The sequence below is a fragment of the Streptomyces sp. NPDC025618 genome (assembly GCF_055558795.1).
Genome location: NZ_JBVHLW010000023.1, coordinates 19,305 through 38,070, shown reverse-complemented (window position 1 = coordinate 38,070; position 18,766 = coordinate 19,305). Strand labels below are relative to the sequence as shown.

Genomic DNA, 18,766 nt, shown 5'->3' with positions numbered 1-18,766 from the left:
TGGCCGGGTTGTCGCGGGCCTTACGGGCATCGCGGCCTTGCGGCCGGAGGGGTTCGCGGACCCAGGCGGCGCCGTCGCGACCTACCGCAGCCGTACGTGCCGACGCCGGGCGCCGCCCCGGAAGACCCACCCCCGGCACCAGCCACGACCAAAGCCCGGCCGGCGCTTGAGGCCGCGCCCGAAGGGCGCTCCCGCCGCAGGCGGCAACAGACCCGCCCCCACCTACGCCCCACAAGCCGTATAAACGACCACCCACTCCCCCGCACACCCCACCGGCTGAAACGCCGACGAAGCCAACCGCAAGACAGTCCCGAGCTCAGGACAGGCCAGCCTGGAAACCCCACTGCCACGATCGAAGCAGAACTGCGAAGCCCACAGCCGCCGAAAGTCCCCACTGACGGCCGTCAACTCACCCACAAGCGCGGACAGTTCCGCATCACGAGGCCGCACCACCACTTCCGTCCGCAAATAAGCCACGATCTCCCGCGCGGACCGCTCCCAATCAAGGAACAGCGACCGAGCCCGCGGATAGGTGAACATCAACCGCCCGAGCGACCGATCGCGCGCCGGAATCCGGGGAAAGTCGAAGAAGACGCGGGTTGCGGCCCGGTTCCACGCCAGGATGGCGCCGTTACGGCCGACCAGATACGCCGGGGACTCGCGCAGGGAGTCAAGAACACGCTGCACACCGTCCCGGACAACCGCCCCGCCCGAGGGCCCGGCATCGGACGGGAGCGGGCGCCCGGCGAGAGCCCGCAGATAACGCCGCTCGCCCGGCGCGAGCCGAAGCGCCCCGGCGACCGCGTCGACAACCCCGTCCGATACCAGAGCGGTCCGGCCCCGCTCCAGGCGGATGTACTGGTCGACGCTGACCGAGGCCAGATCGGCCACCTCCTCCCGGCGCAGCCCCGCGACCCGCCGCGGCCCGTGGACGCGCAGCCCCACTTCACCAGGGCTCAACCGCGAACGGTGGAACATCAGGAATTCACGCAGCGCGATCTCGCGGTCCATCCGGACATTTTCGACGGAGGCCACGACGGCAGACAAACCCTTTGGCGCCGGTGACAGTGCAGATCCTGCCCTGTCACCGAAACGCCCTCCGCCCTGATCCTGAGCTGATTCCCGACACGATCCCGACTCGATCAGGAGCCCTCATGGAAACCGGTCAGCCCAGCCGCACCGCGATGCGCGCGGCGCACGGCCGCGCGCGCCACCAGGCCGACCCCCGGCGGATCCTCACCGACCCGCTGGCGCCCAAGATCCTGGGCCTGGACCCCGCCGGGCTACCGCCGCTGCCCGACGACCCGCTCGACCTCTACGGCCTCCGCTTCCTCGCCGCCCGCAGCCGCTTCGCCGAGGACGCGCTGTCCGCCGCCGTGGCCACCGGCACCCGGCAGCTCGTGATCCTCGGCGCGGGCCTGGACACCTTCGCGTACCGCAACCCCCACCCAGAGCTCCGGGTGTTCGAGGTCGACCACCCGTCCACCCAGGCGTGGAAGCGCCGCCAACTGGCGGCGGCCGGAATCGAGATCCCCGAGTCGGTGACCTACGCCCCTGTCGACTTCGAACGCGACCCCCTGCCCACCGCTCTGGCCAACGCCGGGCTGGACCGCACCCGCCCGGCGTTCTTCCTCTGGCTCGGCGTCACGGCGTACCTCACACGCGACGCCGTCCTCACCACTCTCCGCTCCATGGCCGGCCACCCCGCCCCGGTGCGGATGGTCTTCGACTACTACGGCGAGGCCCCGCCGACGCTGTCCCCCGAACTCCGCGCCGTACGCGAGGCGGCGGCCGAAATGGTGGCCGAACTCGGCGAGCCCTGGCTCAGCTGCTTCACCCCGGAGGACATCGCGGCCGAACTGCACGCGATGCGTCTGACCCCCACCGAAGACCTCACAGGCCCGGCCTTGGTCACCCGCTACGCCGAAGGCCCCGTCCCCGCCGCGGACCCGGTGAACAGCCATGTGATCCACGCGGGACGCATGACATGGAATCCCGGGGCGACCGGGTGACAGGCCCACGTCTACGAGCACCTCCGGTCACCGCCGGATCAGCCACTCCCGCACTCGCGGTTCACCGCGAGGATCCGTTCGGCAAGCGACTTCTTCCGGTGGCGGCCCATGGGCGCCCCCTCCCTACGTCGCACCCCAGTCCGGGAGTGCTCCGGAGAACGCCCTGGCCGGGCGCCCTGGGCGAGCGTCCGGAAGGGACATGCGTCCTCGTGGGAGGGGGCGCACGAGGTGCGCCGCGAGAGACAATAGCGGCCTCCCGCACGGGAGTTGACCAATCGCCGGTCTACGGCAAAAACGGCGCTCACATCTTCCACCCAAGGCAACTGGTGATCTTTTCCGGCCTCAGTGTCTGTGAGGACTGCCGGCCACCGTCGGACCAGCCACCTCCCGAACCAGCCGTACAGGCCGGGGAGTTGGCCCCGCACCGCCCTACGCCAAAACCCCTACCCCACCAGATCCGCCCAAGACCGCGCCCGGAACGTCAGCACGTCCCCGAACGGGTCGTCGAAAGCCGTGCCGTGCCGTACGGCCACGAGATACGCGCGCCGCGCCTCCGTGTCCCTCATCCGGATGGATCCCGTGTATTCCTCGTCAGCGATCCACGAGTCGCCCGCCCCGGCGATGTCCATGCGGAGGGCGAAGCGGATCTCCTCGTCGTAGATCTTGGCGCTCTTCACCTGCCGCATGGAGTTGCTGGAGCCGTTCGCGGCCAGATAGTGGTACTTCCCCTTGCGTTGGACGGGCCGGGACCACGCGCCGCTCCCCACGCGGAAGAACAGCGAGGCGTCCAGGAGCGAGAGCGCGTCGAGGTCGCCCTCGGCGTCGAACTTGAGCTGCACGACGTCGTCCCGGGACACCGACTCCTTGGGGCTGAAGTCCTTGCCCTCCCACAGCCCGACGGGGTAGAAACGGTCACCGTCCCGCTTGTGCCAGTACAGGATGAAGGGCATCTGCCCGCCAAGCCGCTTCGCCTTGTTGTCGCGGTCCTTGTAGTGGATGAACGGCATGTCGACCCCTTCCTGATGCGACGTGCGGCGTGCGGCTACGGGCGGGAGCGGAGCAGCCGGGTGACGTCCCTGGCGTCGGCGTCCGCGCGCCACGAATCCGGAAGCAGGTCGGCGGGCAGCGACACGATGCCGTCGCTCTCCTCGACGGTCCTCGACCCGTGGTCGACCATTTCGCGCAGCGCGCGGCCGGCCTTGCGGGGAATCGGCCGCTCGCGCACCCGGATCACGTCGGACAGCTCGCCCTCCACGCCCGGTGCCGCCACCTCACCGCTGAACCGGCCGATGAACCGGTGGCCGAGAATGTGCCGCATGTAGACGAAACTGCCGTCCAGCCGCCGGATCACCGGCACGAGCTCCAGCCAGCCCACATAGCCGGGCGGGATCGTCACGGTCAGATAGTCCTTGAACGTCGTCTCCTTGCTCCAGCTGGTGGAGAACGACGTGGTGACCGACGCCTTCACGATGTCGAAGAAACCCGCTTCGACGGTGGAGGAGATCTCGAACGTGTGCGAGGTGCCGATGGTCTCCTCGCCGCCGATCTCGCGCTCGACGGGGTTGCCGGTCTCGTTGAAGACCGCCTTCCCCAGCGAGGTGGCGCGACCGAAGTCGTAGGACATCAGGTCCCACCAACCACCCACGCCGTAGCCCGAGATGGGATTTCCGGCAGGCGGCACCCAGTGGCTTTCCGGCACGTCCTGCGGCCTGATCACCGGGATCCGCTCAGGGAAGTCGTAGTGACTCCCGAAGCCGAGCTCGTACATGATGTTCCGGAGCTCGGTGAGATCCGGCTGCCGCTCCAGCAGTGTCATGCGATTCTCCCGTGGCTGTGTGAAGCTCTGGGATTTTCCGGCGCTCCGCAGTCTCGCGCCGGGACGCGACGACACCAAGGCGCCTTCCGGACAAGGGGGCGAGTGCCGACGGCCTCGACGGGGCGCCTGCGGCGGGCGGGGGTGGGGGTCGCGTGCCCCAGGCCCCCGGCTGCGGGTGCGTTGCCGCCTTCGGCGGGAGCGCCCTGCGGGCGCGTCCTCAAACTCCCCCAGCTAACGCTGGGAGGTGCCCCCAACGGGCTGGATATCCAGCCCGTCCGGCGTTTGAGGACAACGCGGCGAAGCCGTGTTGCTGGGGGTCTGGGGGATCACCCCCAGTTTCGGGAAGGGGCGGGTAGGGGAAAGCCTGCCGCAGGCGCCGGCAACCCGCCCAACTACCCCAGCACCGAAACCTCCAAAGCCCCCTCCGCATAAAGCCGCCGAAGCACCTTCTTGTCGAACTTCCCGACAGAAGTCTTCGGCACGGAAGAAACCCGCACCCACCGCTCCGGCACCTGCCACCGAGCCACCCGCTCGCCCAAGAAGCCCCGCAGCACTTCGTACGAGACTTCCGACCCGTCCCGGAGGACGACCGCCGCCAACGGCCGCTCCCCCCACTTCTCATCCGGCACGGCCACGACAGCCGCCTCCGCGACCTCCGGATGCGCCATCAAGTGATTCTCGAGCTCGACCGACGAAATCCATTCACCACCGGACTTGATGACATCCTTCGCCCGGTCCGTGAGCGTGAGATAACCGTCGGGAGACATCGTCCCGACATCACCCGTACGCAACCACCCATCGGCGCTGAATTTGTCGTCGGGCCGCACAGGCTCCGCCCCGGCGCCGCCGTAATACGCGCCGGCGATCCACGGGCCGCGTACCTCCAGTTCGCCCGCGGACTTCCCGTCCCAGGGCAGGAGTTCGCCGCTGGGGCCGGTCAGCCGGAATTCGACGGAGGCGGGGAGGCGGCCCTGCGTGACGCGGTACGGCCAGGCGTCCTCGCCGGTGACGCCGGCGGGCGGGTAGGCGACGGAGCCCAGCGGGGAGGTCTCGGTCATGCCCCACGCCTGGGCGAGCCGCACGCCGTGCCGCTCCTCGAAGCCGCGCATCAGCACGGGCGGGCAGGCGGAACCGCCGCTGATCACCGTGCGCAGGGAGGACATGTCGCGCGGCCGGGCGTCGAGCTCGGCGAGCAGGCCCGCCCAGATGGTGGGGACGCCGGCGGAGACCGTGGGCCGCTCGGCCTCGATCATCTCGGCGAGCGGGCCCGGCTGGAGGAAGCGGTCGGGCATCAGCATCGACGTACCGGCCATGAACGCCGCGTGCGGGAGCCCCCAGGCGTTCACGTGGAACATGGGGACCACAGGAAGGCAGATCTCGTCCGGGGTCAGGCCGAAGGAGGCCGCCGCGTTGACCTCCATGGCGTGCAGATAGATCGAACGGTGGCTGTAGAGCACGCCCTTGGGCTCGCCCGTGGTGCCCGAGGTGTAGCAGAGGGCGGCGGCCTGGCGCTCGTCCAGCTCCGGCCAGTCGAAGTGGTCGCCGGGATGCCCGGCGAGCAGTTGCTCGTAGTCGTGCACCTGAGGACGACAGCCCGCCAGGAGGGACAGGTCGCCCGGGCCCGAGACAACGATGTGCTCGACGGAGTCCAGGTGCGGCAGCAGCGGCGCGAGCAGCGGCAGCAGGGAGCCGTTGACGATGACGACGCGGTCGGCGGCGTGCCCGACGATCCAGGCGAGCTGCTCGGCGGGCAGGCGGAGGTTGAGGGTGTGGAGGACGGCGCCCATGGCGGGGACGGCGAGATACGCCTCCACGTGGTCGCTGTTGTTCCACATCAGCGTGGCGACGCGCTGGTCGCCGACGACCCCGAGCTCCTCCCGGAGCGCGTGGGCGAGCCGCACGGACCGCGTGCCGATCTCACGGAAGGTCCGCCGCCGCGGCTCGCCGTCACCGGTCCAGGTCGTCACCGTGGCGTCCCCGTGGACGAGCGCACCGTGGACGAGGATGCGGGTGACGGTGAGCGGTACGTCCTGCATCGTGCTGAGCACCGGGGGGCCTCCCGAAGGACAAAAGCGGAATAGTGATCGTCCGCTGATTCTCCTGCGGTAACTCCTGGTAAGTCACTACCCACTTGCTAAGACGCAGGCCACACCACGTCCCCTCGCCGGAAGGCCGCGGTCAGGCCCCGGTCCGGCCGCTGTCAGGCCCCGGGCAAGGCCGCTGTCAGGCCGCGCACGCGAGCTCGGGATCCTCGCGCAGCTTGCCCAGCGCGCGCGAGACCGCGCTCTTCACCGTGCCCACGGAGACGCCGAGCAGCTCCGCCGTCTGCACCTCGGTGAGGTCCTCGTAATACCTGAGGACGACCATGGCCCGCTGCCGGTCCGGCAGCCTGCGCACCGCCCGCCACATCACATCGTGCAGCGACTGCTGCTCGGCGGGGTCCAGGGCGGTGGACTCGCGCTCGGGGAGTTCCTCGTACGGGAACTCCTCGACCTTGCGCTTGCGCCACTGCGAGGTGCGCGTGTTCACCAGCGCGCGCCGTACGTATCCGTCGAGCGCCCGGTGGTCCTCGATGCGCTCCCAGGCCAGGTAGGTCTTGGTGAGCGCCGTCTGCAACAGGTCCTCGGCGTCGCACGGGTTCGAGGTGAGCGAGCGGGCGGTGCGCTGGAGCACCGGGCCGCGTGCCCGTACGTACGAGGTGAACGACGGGTACACGGCGGTGGAGGCGCTGGTGCACACAGGCGTCGCGGAAGCTGTCATGCCTCAACGCTAGGAGCGCACCCGCACCTGGCGGATCGGCCGGAGGTGCCGAAGAGCGATCCCCCTCAGGTCGTATGTGTGGGGCGGCCCCCACCTCCCAGAGGGGGAGAACGCTGCCCTAGTCGATGATCGCCACCGGTGCGTCCACCAGATTCCGGTCGACCGTGAGCTTCTGGCCGCCGTGACTCTCGGTGACGTTGCCCTTGTACTGGTGGATACGGCGGTGCGGGGTCCAGGCGCCGCGGCCCAGCGCCGGCTCGCCGTCGGTCGTGGGGTCCGTGCGCCAGCGGGCGAACCACATCACGTCGGGCAGCCCGGAGGTGCCGTTGCGCCGGGCGCGGTCCATGTGGCGTACGCCGGAGTCCGCGCTGCTGTAGAAGCCGGGCAGATAGCCGAGGTCGCGGACGGTGGCGCTCCAGCCGCGGATGAAGGAGAGGGTGATGTCGGCGCACTCGTCGTCGCCGTCGTCGTACGCCTCCATGTCGAGGTAGAGCGGGCTGCGGGGGGCGATGCCGAGCGCGGAGGCCCGGTTCGCCGCCTCCTGGCCCTCGTCCTGGCCCTGGTCGTAGGGGTAGTCGCCGATGCCGTAGGTCCTCTTGTTGTCCGCCCGGACGCAGGGCGACTGCGAGCCGACGAAGATCGGCAGGATCTTCCAGCCCAGGCCCCGGGCGCTGCTGAGCCAGCCCGCGTTGAGGTAGGTCTGGTGGGGGCAGGCGCGGGCGCGGCCGGCGTAGTAGACGCCGACGGCGCGGTAGTCGGAGTCCTTCCAGGCGCGCAGGGCGGTCAGGGAGGGGGCCTGGCAGGCGTCGATGCCCCACCCCTTGAAGATCTTGGCTCCTTCGTCGCGCGGATCGCCCCGGTCCCCGGCCGCGGCGGGCGCGATACCCGAGGTCAGTTGGGTCAGCGCGACCATCAGGGCGACGAGATATCCGATGATCTTCCTTCTTCGTGCCATGACGTGAGTCAAAGGGGGCCGGGGGTGGGCCTGTCCGCTGACACGCCGCCGGTTCATCCGTCTGCCCCGAGAAGCAGCCCGGACGTGGGAACTCCGGTACCCGCGGTGACCAGCACCCGCCCGGCCCCGGCCACTTGGTTCACCGCCGTGCCGCGGAGCTGGCGCACGGCCTCCGCGATGCCGTTCATGCCGTGCAGATACGCCTCGCCGAGCTGGCCGCCGTGGGTGTTCAGCGGCAGCGCGTCCGAGGCGACGAAGGCCGCGCCCTCGCCGGGCCCGCAGAAGCCGAATTCCTCCAGCTGCATCAGGACGTACGGAGTGAAGTGGTCGTAGAGGATGCCCACGTCGATGTCCTCCGGGGACAGTCCGCTGCTGCCCCACAGCTGCCGCGCGACCACTCCCATCTCGGGCAGCCCGGCCAGGTCGTCGCGGTAGAAGCTGGTCATCTGCTCCTGCGCGCGGCCCGCGCCCTGGGCGGCGGCGACGATCACGGCGGGCGGGTGCGGGAGCGCGCGGGCCCGCTCGATGGAGGTCACCACGAGCGCCTGGCCGCCGTCGGTCTCCTGGCAGCAGTCGAGCAGCCGCAGCGGCTCGGCGATCCAGCGGGACGCGGCGTGGTCGGCGAGGGTGATCGGTCTGCCGTGGAAGTACGCGGCGGGGTTGGTCGCGGCGTGGCGGCGGTCGGTGACGGCGACGTGCCCGAAGACCTCGGGCTCCAGGGCGTACGTGTGCAGATAGCGGCGGGCGCCCATCGCCACCCAGGAGGCCGGCGTGAGCAGCCCGAAGGGCAGCGCCCAGCCGAGCGCGGCGCCCTCGGCGGAGGGCTCGCGCCGCTGCACCCCGGCACCGAAGCGGCGGCCAGAGCGCTCGTTGAAGGCGCGGTAGCAGACGACAACCTCGGCGACGCCGGACGCTATGGCGAGCGCGGCCTGCTGCACGGTGGCGCAGGCGGCGCCGCCTCCGTAGTGGACACGGGAGAAGAAGGACAGCTCCCCGATGCCGGTCGCCTGCGCGACGGTGATCTCGGGGCTGGTGTCCATGGTGAAGGTGACGAGGCCGTCGACGTCGGCGGGGGTGAGTCCGGCGTCGGCGAGGGCCGCGCGGACGGCCTCGGCGGCCAGGGCCAGCTCGCTGCGGCCGGAGTCCTTGGAGAACTCCGTCGCCCCGATCCCGACGACGGCCGCCAGGCCGCCGAGGCGGTCGGGGCGCCGGGCGCTCACGCGGGGTCCGGGGCCGGGAGGGTCACCGTGACCGTACCGGTGACGTGGGGGCCCAGCCGGTTCGTGCCGACGACGAAGACTTCGGCGGTGCGATCGTTCACGGAGACGATCCTTCCGGTCAACACCAGTGCATCGCCGGGATAGTTGGGCACACCGAGACGGATCGAAACCCGCCGCAGGACCGCCTCCGGCCCGAAATGGTCGGTGACGAACCGGCCCACGAGTCCATTGGTGGTGAGGATGTTCATGAAAATGTCTGGAGAGCCCTTGGCCCGCGCCGCCTCTGCGTCATGGTGCACGTCCGTGAAGTCACGGGAGGCGAGCGCACCCGCGACGACGAGCGTACGGGTGACGGGCACGGTGAGCGCAGGCAGTTCGTCGCCCGCTCTCATCGCGCCACCCGTGCCGCGAGGGCGCGGAATACGGGCAGGAGCTGCCCGCCGTCCACACGGACGAACTCCAGCTCGACGGGCATCCCGATCCGCACCCGCTCCGGGGCGACCCCGGTGACGTTACTGATCATCCGTACGCCTTCGGCGAGTTCGATCAGCACGACCGCGTAGGGCGGGTCGAAGGCGGGGAACGGCGGGTGGTGCATGACCACGTACGAGAAGACCGTCCCGGCGCCGGACGCCTCGACGGCCGTCCACTCCGGCGACCCACAGCCGCCGCACCCCGGCAGCCAGGGGAACCGCAGCGCCGCGCAGGTGTCGCACCGCTGGATGAGCAGCTTCCGCTCGGCCACGCCGTCCCAGAAACCGGCGTTGTCCCTGTTGACGACGGGCCGCGGCCGGGCGGCCGCGGTCGCGCGCTCACTCTTCGCGGGAGCGTACTTGAGGATGCGGAAGCGGTGCGTCCCGGCGAGCTCTCCATCGGCCCGGACGTCCATCCGCGTGGTGATGAAGTGCCCCGTGCCCAGCTTGGTGGTCTTGCGTGCCGACACGGACTCGATGACCGCTTCGTATGTGATCACGTCCCCTTGCCGGAGCGGGCGCAGATACTCCTGCTCGCAGTCGGTGGCGACCACGGCCGTGCAGCCGGCGGAGTCGAGCAGGGCGAGCAGCTCGGCGTACGCGGCGGCGCGCCCGGCGGGCCCGGAGAGGCCGCCCATCGTCCATGCCTGGAGCATGGTGGGCGGGGCGATCGGGTCGGTGCCCGCGTAGGCCGGGTTGGTGTCCCCCATGGCCTCGCACCAGTGCCTGATCATCGGGGCGTTGACCGGGTCCTTGCCCCGGCCGGAGCCCGCGGGCCGGCCCTCATAGCTCTTGAGCTTCTTGAGCAGCGGAGATACGTCTTCGGGGTCGTCCACCGGCTCCCCTTCCCGAGTTTTTCTGACTGTCCGTCAGAAAAACTCGGACTGTCAAGGGCGCGCGGACCCGGGTGACCCGTGCGGGGGAAAAGCCGCGCGGCGGCACCGGGGGTGCCGCCGCGCAACCATCACCAGACCCTGTCCACTCTCACCCGGTCACGGGTGTCGCCCCGATCCAGCGGCTACCAGAGCTTCGAGAAGGTCACGGAGACGTTGTCCTGGCGGATGGCGGTGTCGTGGGAGTTGTTGACGCTCGCCGTGGTGGCCTGGTTCGAGGCACCGGAACCCGTGGCCTGCTGGAGGCCCGTCGTGGAGTTTCCGTTGTTGGTGTGCCCGACACCGCTGCCCACGATCGCGGCAGCGGCCACGTTGGATCCCCGGTTCGCCAGCTGGCCGCCGTCGTCGGCCGAGGCGATGCCGGAGAACAGCAGAGCGGCCATCGGGAGAGCGGCAACAGCGGCGAGGACGCGAGCAGTGCGGGTGCTTGCCATGTCAATTCCTCCAGAACACAGAACGGAACTACTGCTTAGTGCCGAGCAGTTGGCCTACCGCCCAGCGATGTCGCCGACGTCGCTGATGATGTTGTGCCCACCGAATCCCCGGCGAACCACCCGTCGCTTCTCATTCCCTCGCAAGCATGACCGCTCACGAATAAACCCCGACACTCCACTTAGCGTGCGTCCGGTGCGTCCCAGGGGGCTCGCTCTTCCCTTGGAGCCGTTGCGCCCCATGGGGAGAACCGTTCCGGCTTTTATTCGGCCTTTTCGTGAGGGGGGTGGGGATTAACGTTCTTTCTGGGGCTGGTGGGGTTCGAGTGCATTGTGGTTGCGGTTCGGGTGACCTCAATCGCCGGCCGGGCTTGGGTCGTGGTGAGTGCCGGGGGTGGGCAAGTGCGGGACGTGTCCGCCTCAGGGTTCCCAATCAGCCCGTCCGGCGATTGAGGACGCGGCCGCAGGCCGCTCCCGCCGCAGGCGGCAACCGGCCCGCAGATCGGGGCTTGGGAAGGGCCGGGGAGGGGAAGAAGCCCGCCGCAGGCGCACCGAAAAGCGAACCCCGCCCCCGGCTACCCGCTCTTACCGACCGCCAACTCCATCCCCGAAAGGCTCACGCGAATCCCGTCCCCCTCAACCTTCACCCCCCGCAACTGAAGCACCCGCGCCTCCTTCGGCAAGGAGAAGGAGAAGGACAGACGATCGGAAAGCTCCGGCGGCCGCATATGGATCAGGCCGTCGATCAGCTTGGGATCGATGCCGATCTTCGAGAGCAGCCAGGGCCGGTCGACCACGACGTCGACGAGATTGACATGGGTGAGCTGCTCGACGAATCGAGGCGCCCCCGTCAGCTCGTGCAGCTTCCGCTCGTCCCGCAGCGCCTCCGCGACGACGTCCGCCGGCACCCCGAGCCGCTCGACCACGGCGGGCACCGACAGCAGCGCCTTCACGCGCGCCGCGTCCCGGCTGACGCGCTCGGCCGTCTCGCGGTGCAGGGTCAGGCCACGGCCGTGCCCCGGGCGGTAGGTCGCGATGCCGGGCACGTCGAGGCTCATGCCGTCGATGTCGGTGGACAGTTCCCGGTTGTCGACGAGCCGGAGCTGGGCCTGTGCCCGTACGCGCAGTTCCTGCCCGGCGATCGTGAGCCGCCCGTCCGCGCTGATGGAATTGTCGTCGCGACGGCTGAATTTCACCTGCGAGGCCGCGAGTTCGCGATTCATGTCGTCGAAGGACATCACGACTTCGCCGTCAAGATTTCCGACGACCGCGCCGCGGATATCGCTCGGCAGATCGCCGGTCAGCCGGATGTCGTGTGCGCTCGCCTTGACCTTCGCGAGCGACACCCGGTCCGCGGCGACATGCGGCACGGTGACATCGACGCGCTCCAGGCGCTTGTCCAGCACCTGCGTGAGGAAGGGAAATCCGTGGATGTCCACCTGCGGGGCGGCCACGAGATGGAGCTGTTCCTGGAGCGCCCGCTGTGCCTTCTTCTCCGCGTACATCGCCGCGCACCGGTCCGCCAGCACGAGAAATCCGGCACACACGAGAAGCGCGAACACCAGCTTCAGGGCCCGGGGCACCGCGGCGAACGGCCCCCGGCGCCGCCGACGGCTCCGCTTGGCACGCCGCCCTTTCCCGGTCCGCCGGTGATCGGGCGGCGACCACGGCTCGTCACGCTCGATCCGCAGCGGAAGGACGGTTTGCACAGATGTCGGGGAATCCCCCGCCACGCCCTCCGGTATCGGCATCTCCTGGGTCACTTCGCCGAGAAGCGGGTCGGGATCGGCGAGCGCGGCGAGTTCGTCGTACGGATTACGGGGGCGAGGTTGCATGCGTATGGGGGTTCGCATCGTCTCATCCCACCACGCGCGAGCCCCCGGAACGCAAGTGAGTTCTGTTAGCACGTCGTAAAAACGAGGCAACGTGGCATGGACCTATGGTTACATTCCCGCCAACTGATGGTCCGTCGGGTACGCGTACACCCGCACCGGATCGAGCCGCAGCTCGTGCGGCCCCATGCAGTCGGCGACGAGGGTGGCGACGAGCGTCCCGCAGCCACAAGCCATGTTGCGCCCGTCCGTCCCCCGCGGCCCACAACAGCCCCAGTGCGCGCTGGAGGGCGCGGCCACCCGCAGATGCCGCACGTCATCAGGGTGCACGACCACGGAATTCCAGGTCCCCACGGAAACCGGTCCGCCGCCGCTTGCCGGCCTGGATCAGCGGGGCGGCCGCCACGGCGCCACGCACGACGGAGCCCAACGCCTCGCTGCCGTGGGCTGGGCCCTCTGCCCGGCTCCTACGGATTCCGGCCCGATCGCCATCGAAAAGCGCGCCTTTTCACCCATCCGTGCCGTAAATCCAATGCCCTGACAGGTGATCTCGGACACAAGAAGAAGCAATGACTGATGAGAGGTCGCTTTTGCGCCAACCGTCCATTCACGAATGCCGGTACGGTCCCCCTCTCAATTCATTGATCGATATCAACGGGGGAATCACATGATGAACGGTGTCGACACCGTCAAGGCCGCGCGGAGACTGAGCGGACTCGTCGCCGTCGGGGCGCTCGCCCTGACCGGCTGCGGTCCCGACGAAAAGCCCGCCCAGCCCGCCTCATCGGCTCCGTCCGCTCCCGCTGCCAAGCCCAGCGCCCCCACCGGCGCGGCCTCGACGGCCGGGCCGGGCACGTCGAGCGCCGGTACGGGCAGCGCGGGCGGAAGCGGTTCGGACGCGAAGTCCGGCGACAACCTCAAGCTCGGGCAGGCGGCGAAGATCCCCTTCACCTACGGCTCGACGAAGGGCGAGATCTCCCTGGCCGTCACCTCGATCGACCAGGGCGACCCGGCCGACCTCGCCTCGCTGAACCTCGGCGACCAGGTGAAGGGCAAGGTCCCTTACTACATTCGCTATTCGGTCACGAACGCCGGCACGACCGACCTGTCCTACAGCGCCGTGAACCACATGAAGGGCCACCTGCCCGACGGCACCGAAGCCCAGGACCTCATGGTCATCGGCAATTTCGACAAGTGCAAGAGCGACGCGCTCCCGAGCGGTTTCACCGGCGGCAAGACCGCCCAGGGCTGCGCGGTGGCCCTGGCCCCCTCGTCCTCGGTGAAGGTCACCTCGGCCGAATACTGGGGCGAGCCCTTCACCCTGGGCAAGGGCGTCTTCTGGAAGTGATCCGGAAGCGATCCGGCTGACAAGGCCCCGCCCCGAAAATTCTTACGGGGCGGGCCTGTTCACAAGAGGTCGGCGGCGCCCGGGCATTCGGCTACCTCTCATTCCGCCGACGCATTCCGCAAGCCTTGCCGAAGGGCCTTGCCGTCGCCGAAGAGCGGCAGCAGGAACACGACGTGCGCGAGGTACCACCAGGCCAAGGACCGGTCGAGTCCGGAAAACCACAGAAGGGCGCCCGCCGAGACGCAGGCAGACGGCCCGGCCAGTGCCACCCCTGCCATCTGCCGTGCGGTCATGGCCCCTCGCGGAATCACGGACGTACGCCATGCCGTCCGCTCGATCGTGATGTGCGTGACCGTACGGATGCGCCTGAGAACGACGGCGTGTGCCGACTCGTGCAGGGCGAACGGGACCACCAGGCCCAAGGTGGCCGGCTTGACCAGCAGCACCCAGGCCATGGAGGCCGGTACCGGGTCACCGGAGCGCACCATCCACACCAGGGCCGCGGCCAGGAGGGCGCCGGCGAACGCCAGCAGTGGCCACACCTGGGCAGCCACCGCCCACACGACGAGCCGGAGCCTCAGCTCAGTCGACGGACGCGTTGAGGAGCTGCTCACGGCGCTCCTTCAGCACCTGGTAGGCGATCCTGGTCACCGTCAGGACGAAGGTGAGCACGAGGAACAGGGCGATGAGCGGGATGGGGTTCTCGACCCCCGTGGTGATGCCCAGTGCTCCGTCGTCCTTCTTCACCGTCTCGAAGACCAACGATCCGAAGAAGGCCTCCCGTTCGACGATCTCGTCAGTGCCCGTCGAGAACATGAGCGTGAGCAGCACCGCCGCCACGGTGCCCAGCGTCAGCAGCGCGGCCCCTATCGCGGACGTCAGTACCGACCGTGCCTTGAACATTCCTTCTCCTTGACTCGCTTGCGTGGATTCCTTGCACCGCGTACCAGACGAACGCGGCGACCGCCCCGGCAAGGCACACCGGCACCGCCCATGGCGGGAGACTGAGCAGCCCCAGTCCGATCACCGAGACGCCCGCGACGACGAAGACCACGGACAGCCCCAGGAACACGGAGAACGGGTTGTCCTTCTCCGCCGGGAACACGATGCTGATGCACGTCGTCATGACCGCCCCGCCGGCACAGGACGCGAGCGCCACCCCGCTGGAGATGAGCCGGCCCGGGTGGACCGCCAGCGTGATCGCGAGCGCGGGGACGGCGAACACTGCGAGCAGGACCAGCTGCGCCCGGATGAGCCGTACGTAGACCCGCCAGGCCGGTTCGCGCGCACCGGGCAGCGCCCGCAGGGGCTGAGTGGCGGTGAACTGGTACAGACCGCCGAAGGACAGGGCGGCGAGACTCCAGAGAGGGTTCACCGAAGGCACGGCCGACAGCAGATAGGTGAACAGGGCCACTGTCATGGCGGCGGCGGCCACGGTCTGCGCGCTGCGCAGCAGGCACCAGTCGTAGGGTCCGAGAACTCCTCGCAGCCGCACGCTTCCCGGGAGCTTGAGATAGCGGGACTGGCGTAGGTGCTGGTTGGGGGCGAGTGCGAAGGTCAGGGCCGTGAGCACGGCCGATACGGCGGTCGCTGCGGTCAGGGCCGTCCAGGGCCCGTGTTCGTTCCAGAGCCAGGACACTGACGTGACCCAGGTGTACTCGGTCCGCTCGCTCAGGTACGCGCCGGAGAAGCCCTCGATCATCGGTGTCATCCGCGCGGTGTAGTACGCCAGCACCGCGAACAAGGCGAGCACATTGAGCACGCCTGCCATCCGGCTGAGCCCCATCAGCATCCACAGCCGCGTCAGCGACTGGTAGAGGACGGACAGCACCAGGTAGGTCAGGACGGTCGGGAGGACGACCGAGGCCATGATGTAGCCGATGGCGGACGGTCCGAGGAGCAACAGCGCGCTCGCGACGAGGGAGACGAGTCCTACGGCGGCCACGGTGGCGGTCATCGCCGCCTCGTACATCAGGAACGCCGTCGAGCGTTCGCGGTTGGTGACCGGTAGCTGGTAGCTGAGCCGGAGCATCCCTTCGGCGTTGATGAACAACACCTTCACCAGCAGGAACGCGATCTGCACCCACAGCAGGAGGGACACCGTCGAGGTGTCGAACAGCAGCCGCCACACGGCTGCTTCTCCGGCCAGGGGGCGCAGGAAGAAGTAGGAGGCGGTGCACATGGCGCACAGGAGCAGCACTCCCGACACCATGACGAACACTCTGACCGGCGCGGACTTCAGGGCTCCGGCCCGCATCACCCGGCGGCGGAAGAAGACGAGGAGCATCCGAGCCAGGACCGCGGACTGCCGCAGCCGTGCCGCCGTCATCGCTGGGACGTTTCGAGGTAGTCGAACACCATGGCGGCCAGCGATCCGTGCTCTTCGACCAGGTCCTTCGTCGGCTCGTCGTACACCTTGTGCCCCCGGTCGAGAAAGAGGGTTCTGTCGGACAGGCGCTCCAGCACGGCGAAGTCGTGCGTGCACAGCAGGATCGAGCCGCCTTCGTCGCGGACGCGCCTGAACTCCTTCTCGGCGAGGTGCAGCGCTTCGAGGTCGATGCCGTTGAGGGTCTCGTCGATGACGGTCAGCGGCGGGCGGATCACGAGGGCGGAAACCAGTTGCGTCTTCTTGCGCATGCCGTGCGAGTAGTCCTCGATGAGGTCGTCATAGCGGCCGTCCATCGAGAATTTCCGGAACAGGAGCATGGCTTCGTCGTGGTCGACGTCGAGGCCGAACAGTCTGCCCATCATGGAGAGGTATTCGCGGGCGGTGAGGAACTCGGGAAGGTAATCGTTGCTGGACAGGTATATGCTCAGCCGCTTCGCCCCGGGCCGGTCGTGCTCATGGCCTCCGATCCTGATGGATCCGGACTGCAGGCGCACGAGATCGAAAATGTTCTTGACCAGCGTGGACTTTCCTGAGCCGTTGGGCCCTACGAGTCCGACGATCGTGCCTTCCTCGACCGTGAAGGAAACATCCAACAGGACGTTGGCGATCCCGTCGTAGGAGTAGCTGACGTCGTTGACGTCCAGGAGAGACACTGTCGCGTGGGTCCTTTGCCGAATCCGTGATCAGGGCGGTGCCCAGGAAGCCGGGCCGTTGCCGGGGCTTCCTGGGCGCTTCGCAAGCCGGGCCGTCAGACGGCTACTTGCATTCGGCGCTGACCTTGAGCCCGTAGTCCTTGAAGGACCACGAACCGGTGAACTTCTTGTCCTGCTTCACCACACACCAGACGACCAGCCCGGCATAGATGGTGGCCCCCAGCCCGAGGATGACCGCGGTGAACACCAGGAACCAGGCGTCGTAACGGACGAGCCCCTTGTCGACCTTCGCCCGGATCGACGAGATGGCCCGTGCGGGCGCCGTCGTCGCGGCCACGTAGGCGCCGATCGATGCGGAGGTGTACGAGCTGACCGCCTTCGCGGCCAGCGGTTCGGCGGTGATTTCGTTTTGCGGCACCAGAATTGACGCAGACACAGTCATTCTCCCCTGAGATCAGTGTTGACCCAAAGAAGATGCCACGCCTCTGGAAAGCGGCACAGTGTCCTCAGGGGCACTTCACGGCGCACTTTTTGTAGGTCGCTATCACGGCCGCTTCCGCCCGCGAGGAGATCTCCAGTTTGGTGAAGACCCCGGTGACATGCTTCTTGACCGTCCGCTCCGTGACGAACCAGCGGCCCGCGATGTCGGCGTTCGACAGACAGTCTCCGAGCGCGAAGAGGACTTCACGTTCACGCGCGGTCAGAAGAGACAGGTCAGCGTCCCGAACCCATGCCGGCGCACCGCAGACATGAACGTCGTCGTAACTGCTGTCTCTGTCTGCTGACAGGTTCAACCTGGATCCACCCCCGTGGCGGCAGTAATCTGCTCGCCCCCCGTTCGACGCAACGCAACCGGGCCGCTCGATCCGTACCGCCGGTTACGGCTGCCACCATAGCCACGAGCAAACAAACAGTCAAAGCAGTGCAAAGTCCTTTATCTCAGGACGGCTTCACGCGTCACCGATGCCACGACGGCCGCAACTTACTCATTCAAAATTGGACATCTGCCGAAGAAAGCACGGCCGCCGTACGAGGCGGTTCCGCTTCGACGGCACGGGTCGCGGAGGGGCCACCCCGCTCCTGGCGGACCACGCCATCCACCACAGTCACACGTGAAATCGGCTCGTGGAGCCGTGAGTTGGCCACGCCACTCACCACATTTCCAAGGGAGTGACGAACGTTATCTCCGTACGGTCACCCGGGGAGCGTGATGTCCGACAGCTCCACGACGCGGTCATCGGCGTCGTAGGAGGTTTTCCGGAGCAGGATCACCGCGGTACCGGGCTCCAGCTCCAGCTCGTCCGCCTCTTCCAGGGTCGGCGGGCGGGCGGTGACGTGCTCCTCGATACGGGCCAGTTCGATCCCGACCGTGAACAGCTGGTTCTGAGTGCCCCCGGGCCAGGGCTCGTTGGCGACATCCAGAAGAGCTGGATTCGCCGCCACCATGTCGCGCACGAGATAAGAGGTCACCAGCGCGAAGGGAGCGCGCTCGGCGGCGTACCGCGTCCGGTACGTGCGCTCGATCAGGGCCGTGCCCTCCGGCACCCCGAAAGCATCCGCGATCTCCTTGGCCGCCTTGACCTCGCGGTAGGCGGTACGGAAAACAAGATCCCGCACCTCGAGGCCGGTGTCGTGCTCCGTCGCCCCGGTCGCGGCCCGCTCCGATTCCGGTCGGCGGGCGCGATTCTTCTCCCACTGATACCGGAGATTGCTGCACAGCACAGCCGTACGCGTCTTACGAACGAAGTTGCCACGGCCCTGCTACTTCTCGATCAGCCCCTCGGACCGCAGCAGCCGGAGCGCGTCCCGGATGGTCGGAACGCTCCGTCCGTACCGCTCGGCGAGCGCCGCCTCCGACGGCAGCCGCTCACCCGGCACAAGCCGACCTGAACGAATGGCCTCACGGAGCTCGTCCGCGATCTTTTCGTACGCGTTCGCCATAAGTGCTCACCGATCTGTCGCCGGGCGGCGTCAGCATACGGCC

General features: G+C 68.7%; 20 protein-coding genes and 1 pseudogene. 2 read left to right on the top strand and 19 right to left on the bottom strand.

Going from position 1 to position 18,766, the window contains the following annotated elements; genetic code table 11:
• Window positions 1–222: 222 nt before the first annotated feature.
• Window positions 223–1,011 carry a helix-turn-helix transcriptional regulator gene (locus ACZ4A5_RS19930; RefSeq protein ID WP_467585423.1) on the bottom strand — a complete coding sequence of 263 codons (789 nt, stop codon included), beginning with the start codon at window positions 1,009–1,011 and terminating at the stop codon, window positions 223–225.
• A gap of 143 nt (window positions 1,012–1,154) precedes the next feature.
• Between ACZ4A5_RS19930 and ACZ4A5_RS19925 the strand changes: the two genes are divergently transcribed.
• Window positions 1,155–2,012: a class I SAM-dependent methyltransferase gene (locus ACZ4A5_RS19925; RefSeq protein ID WP_467585420.1), complete on the top strand. Its 858-nt coding sequence runs from the start codon at window positions 1,155–1,157 to the stop codon at window positions 2,010–2,012.
• Window positions 2,013–2,455: 443 nt separating this feature from the next.
• On the opposite strand, the gene ACZ4A5_RS19920 is transcribed toward ACZ4A5_RS19925, so the two are convergent.
• From ACZ4A5_RS19920 to ACZ4A5_RS19870, 11 genes are all read right to left on the bottom strand, one after another.
• On the bottom strand, window positions 2,456–3,019 hold the full coding sequence (locus ACZ4A5_RS19920; RefSeq protein ID WP_467585417.1) for a hypothetical protein: 564 nt from the start codon (window positions 3,017–3,019) through the stop codon (window positions 2,456–2,458).
• A gap of 35 nt (window positions 3,020–3,054) precedes the next feature.
• Window positions 3,055–3,828, bottom strand: a complete 774-nt coding sequence (locus ACZ4A5_RS19915; RefSeq protein WP_467585414.1) for a hypothetical protein — start codon at window positions 3,826–3,828, stop codon at window positions 3,055–3,057.
• 392 nt (window positions 3,829–4,220) lie between these two features.
• Window positions 4,221–5,876: a long-chain fatty acid--CoA ligase gene (locus ACZ4A5_RS19910; protein ID WP_467585411.1), complete on the bottom strand. Its 1,656-nt coding sequence runs from the start codon at window positions 5,874–5,876 to the stop codon at window positions 4,221–4,223.
• Between the two features lie 175 nt (window positions 5,877–6,051).
• Window positions 6,052–6,588, bottom strand: a complete 537-nt coding sequence (locus tag ACZ4A5_RS19905; protein ID WP_467585408.1) for a SigE family RNA polymerase sigma factor — start codon at window positions 6,586–6,588, stop codon at window positions 6,052–6,054.
• Window positions 6,589–6,706: 118 nt separating this feature from the next.
• Window positions 6,707–7,543 carry a glycoside hydrolase domain-containing protein gene (locus tag ACZ4A5_RS19900; RefSeq protein WP_398870961.1) on the bottom strand — a complete coding sequence of 279 codons (837 nt, stop codon included), beginning with the start codon at window positions 7,541–7,543 and terminating at the stop codon, window positions 6,707–6,709.
• 53 nt (window positions 7,544–7,596) lie between these two features.
• Window positions 7,597–8,763, bottom strand: a complete 1,167-nt coding sequence (locus ACZ4A5_RS19895) for a lipid-transfer protein (RefSeq protein ID WP_467585405.1) — start codon at window positions 8,761–8,763, stop codon at window positions 7,597–7,599.
• The gene (locus ACZ4A5_RS19890; protein ID WP_467585402.1) at window positions 8,760–9,155 is read right to left on the bottom strand and encodes a MaoC family dehydratase; all 396 of its coding nucleotides are present in this window, start codon (window positions 9,153–9,155) and stop codon (window positions 8,760–8,762) included. The genes ACZ4A5_RS19895 and ACZ4A5_RS19890 overlap by 4 nt, the downstream gene beginning before the upstream one ends.
• The gene (locus ACZ4A5_RS19885) at window positions 9,152–10,072 is read right to left on the bottom strand and encodes a bifunctional MaoC family dehydratase N-terminal/OB-fold nucleic acid binding domain-containing protein (RefSeq protein ID WP_467585399.1); all 921 of its coding nucleotides are present in this window, start codon (window positions 10,070–10,072) and stop codon (window positions 9,152–9,154) included. The genes ACZ4A5_RS19890 and ACZ4A5_RS19885 overlap by 4 nt, the downstream gene beginning before the upstream one ends.
• A gap of 182 nt (window positions 10,073–10,254) precedes the next feature.
• Window positions 10,255–10,563 carry a hypothetical protein gene (locus ACZ4A5_RS19880; protein WP_467585396.1) on the bottom strand — a complete coding sequence of 103 codons (309 nt, stop codon included), beginning with the start codon at window positions 10,561–10,563 and terminating at the stop codon, window positions 10,255–10,257.
• Window positions 10,564–11,135: 572 nt separating this feature from the next.
• A complete protein-coding gene (locus ACZ4A5_RS19875; RefSeq protein ID WP_467585393.1) occupies window positions 11,136–12,413 on the bottom strand; it encodes an LmeA family phospholipid-binding protein in 1,278 nt (425 codons plus the stop codon).
• 90 nt (window positions 12,414–12,503) lie between these two features.
• Complete coding sequence (locus tag ACZ4A5_RS19870; protein WP_467585389.1) at window positions 12,504–12,707, bottom strand: hypothetical protein; 204 nt, start codon at window positions 12,705–12,707, stop codon at window positions 12,504–12,506.
• A 355-nt stretch (window positions 12,708–13,062) separates the two neighbouring features.
• Between ACZ4A5_RS19870 and ACZ4A5_RS19865 the strand changes: the two genes are divergently transcribed.
• Complete coding sequence (locus ACZ4A5_RS19865) at window positions 13,063–13,740, top strand: hypothetical protein (RefSeq protein ID WP_467585385.1); 678 nt, start codon at window positions 13,063–13,065, stop codon at window positions 13,738–13,740.
• 98 nt (window positions 13,741–13,838) lie between these two features.
• Here the strand turns inward: ACZ4A5_RS19865 and ACZ4A5_RS19860 are convergent, their stop codons facing one another.
• The 7 genes and pseudogenes from ACZ4A5_RS19860 to ACZ4A5_RS19830 all read right to left on the bottom strand — a co-directional run bounded on the left by ACZ4A5_RS19860 (window position 13,839) and on the right by ACZ4A5_RS19830 (window position 18,723).
• Window positions 13,839–14,354 (bottom strand): hypothetical protein, encoded by a 516-nt coding sequence (locus ACZ4A5_RS19860; protein WP_467585381.1) that lies wholly within the window; start codon window positions 14,352–14,354, stop codon window positions 13,839–13,841.
• Entirely contained in the window at window positions 14,323–14,571 is a 249-nt protein-coding gene (locus tag ACZ4A5_RS19855) for a hypothetical protein (RefSeq protein ID WP_467585378.1), read from the bottom strand. Before ACZ4A5_RS19855 ends, ACZ4A5_RS19860 begins: the two co-directional genes overlap by 32 nt.
• Window positions 14,537–16,069: a hypothetical protein gene (locus ACZ4A5_RS19850; RefSeq protein ID WP_467585375.1), complete on the bottom strand. Its 1,533-nt coding sequence runs from the start codon at window positions 16,067–16,069 to the stop codon at window positions 14,537–14,539. Before ACZ4A5_RS19850 ends, ACZ4A5_RS19855 begins: the two co-directional genes overlap by 35 nt.
• A complete protein-coding gene (locus ACZ4A5_RS19845) occupies window positions 16,066–16,782 on the bottom strand; it encodes an ABC transporter ATP-binding protein (RefSeq protein WP_467585372.1) in 717 nt (238 codons plus the stop codon). Before ACZ4A5_RS19845 ends, ACZ4A5_RS19850 begins: the two co-directional genes overlap by 4 nt.
• Window positions 16,783–16,885: 103 nt before the next feature.
• Window positions 16,886–17,218, bottom strand: a complete 333-nt coding sequence (locus ACZ4A5_RS19840) for a hypothetical protein (RefSeq protein WP_467585370.1) — start codon at window positions 17,216–17,218, stop codon at window positions 16,886–16,888.
• 70 nt (window positions 17,219–17,288) lie between these two features.
• Complete coding sequence (locus ACZ4A5_RS19835; RefSeq protein WP_467585368.1) at window positions 17,289–17,576, bottom strand: helix-turn-helix domain-containing protein; 288 nt, start codon at window positions 17,574–17,576, stop codon at window positions 17,289–17,291.
• Between the two features lie 357 nt (window positions 17,577–17,933).
• Window positions 17,934–18,723, bottom strand: a pseudogene (locus ACZ4A5_RS19830) (GntR family transcriptional regulator).
• Between the last annotated feature and the right edge of the window lie 43 nt (window positions 18,724–18,766).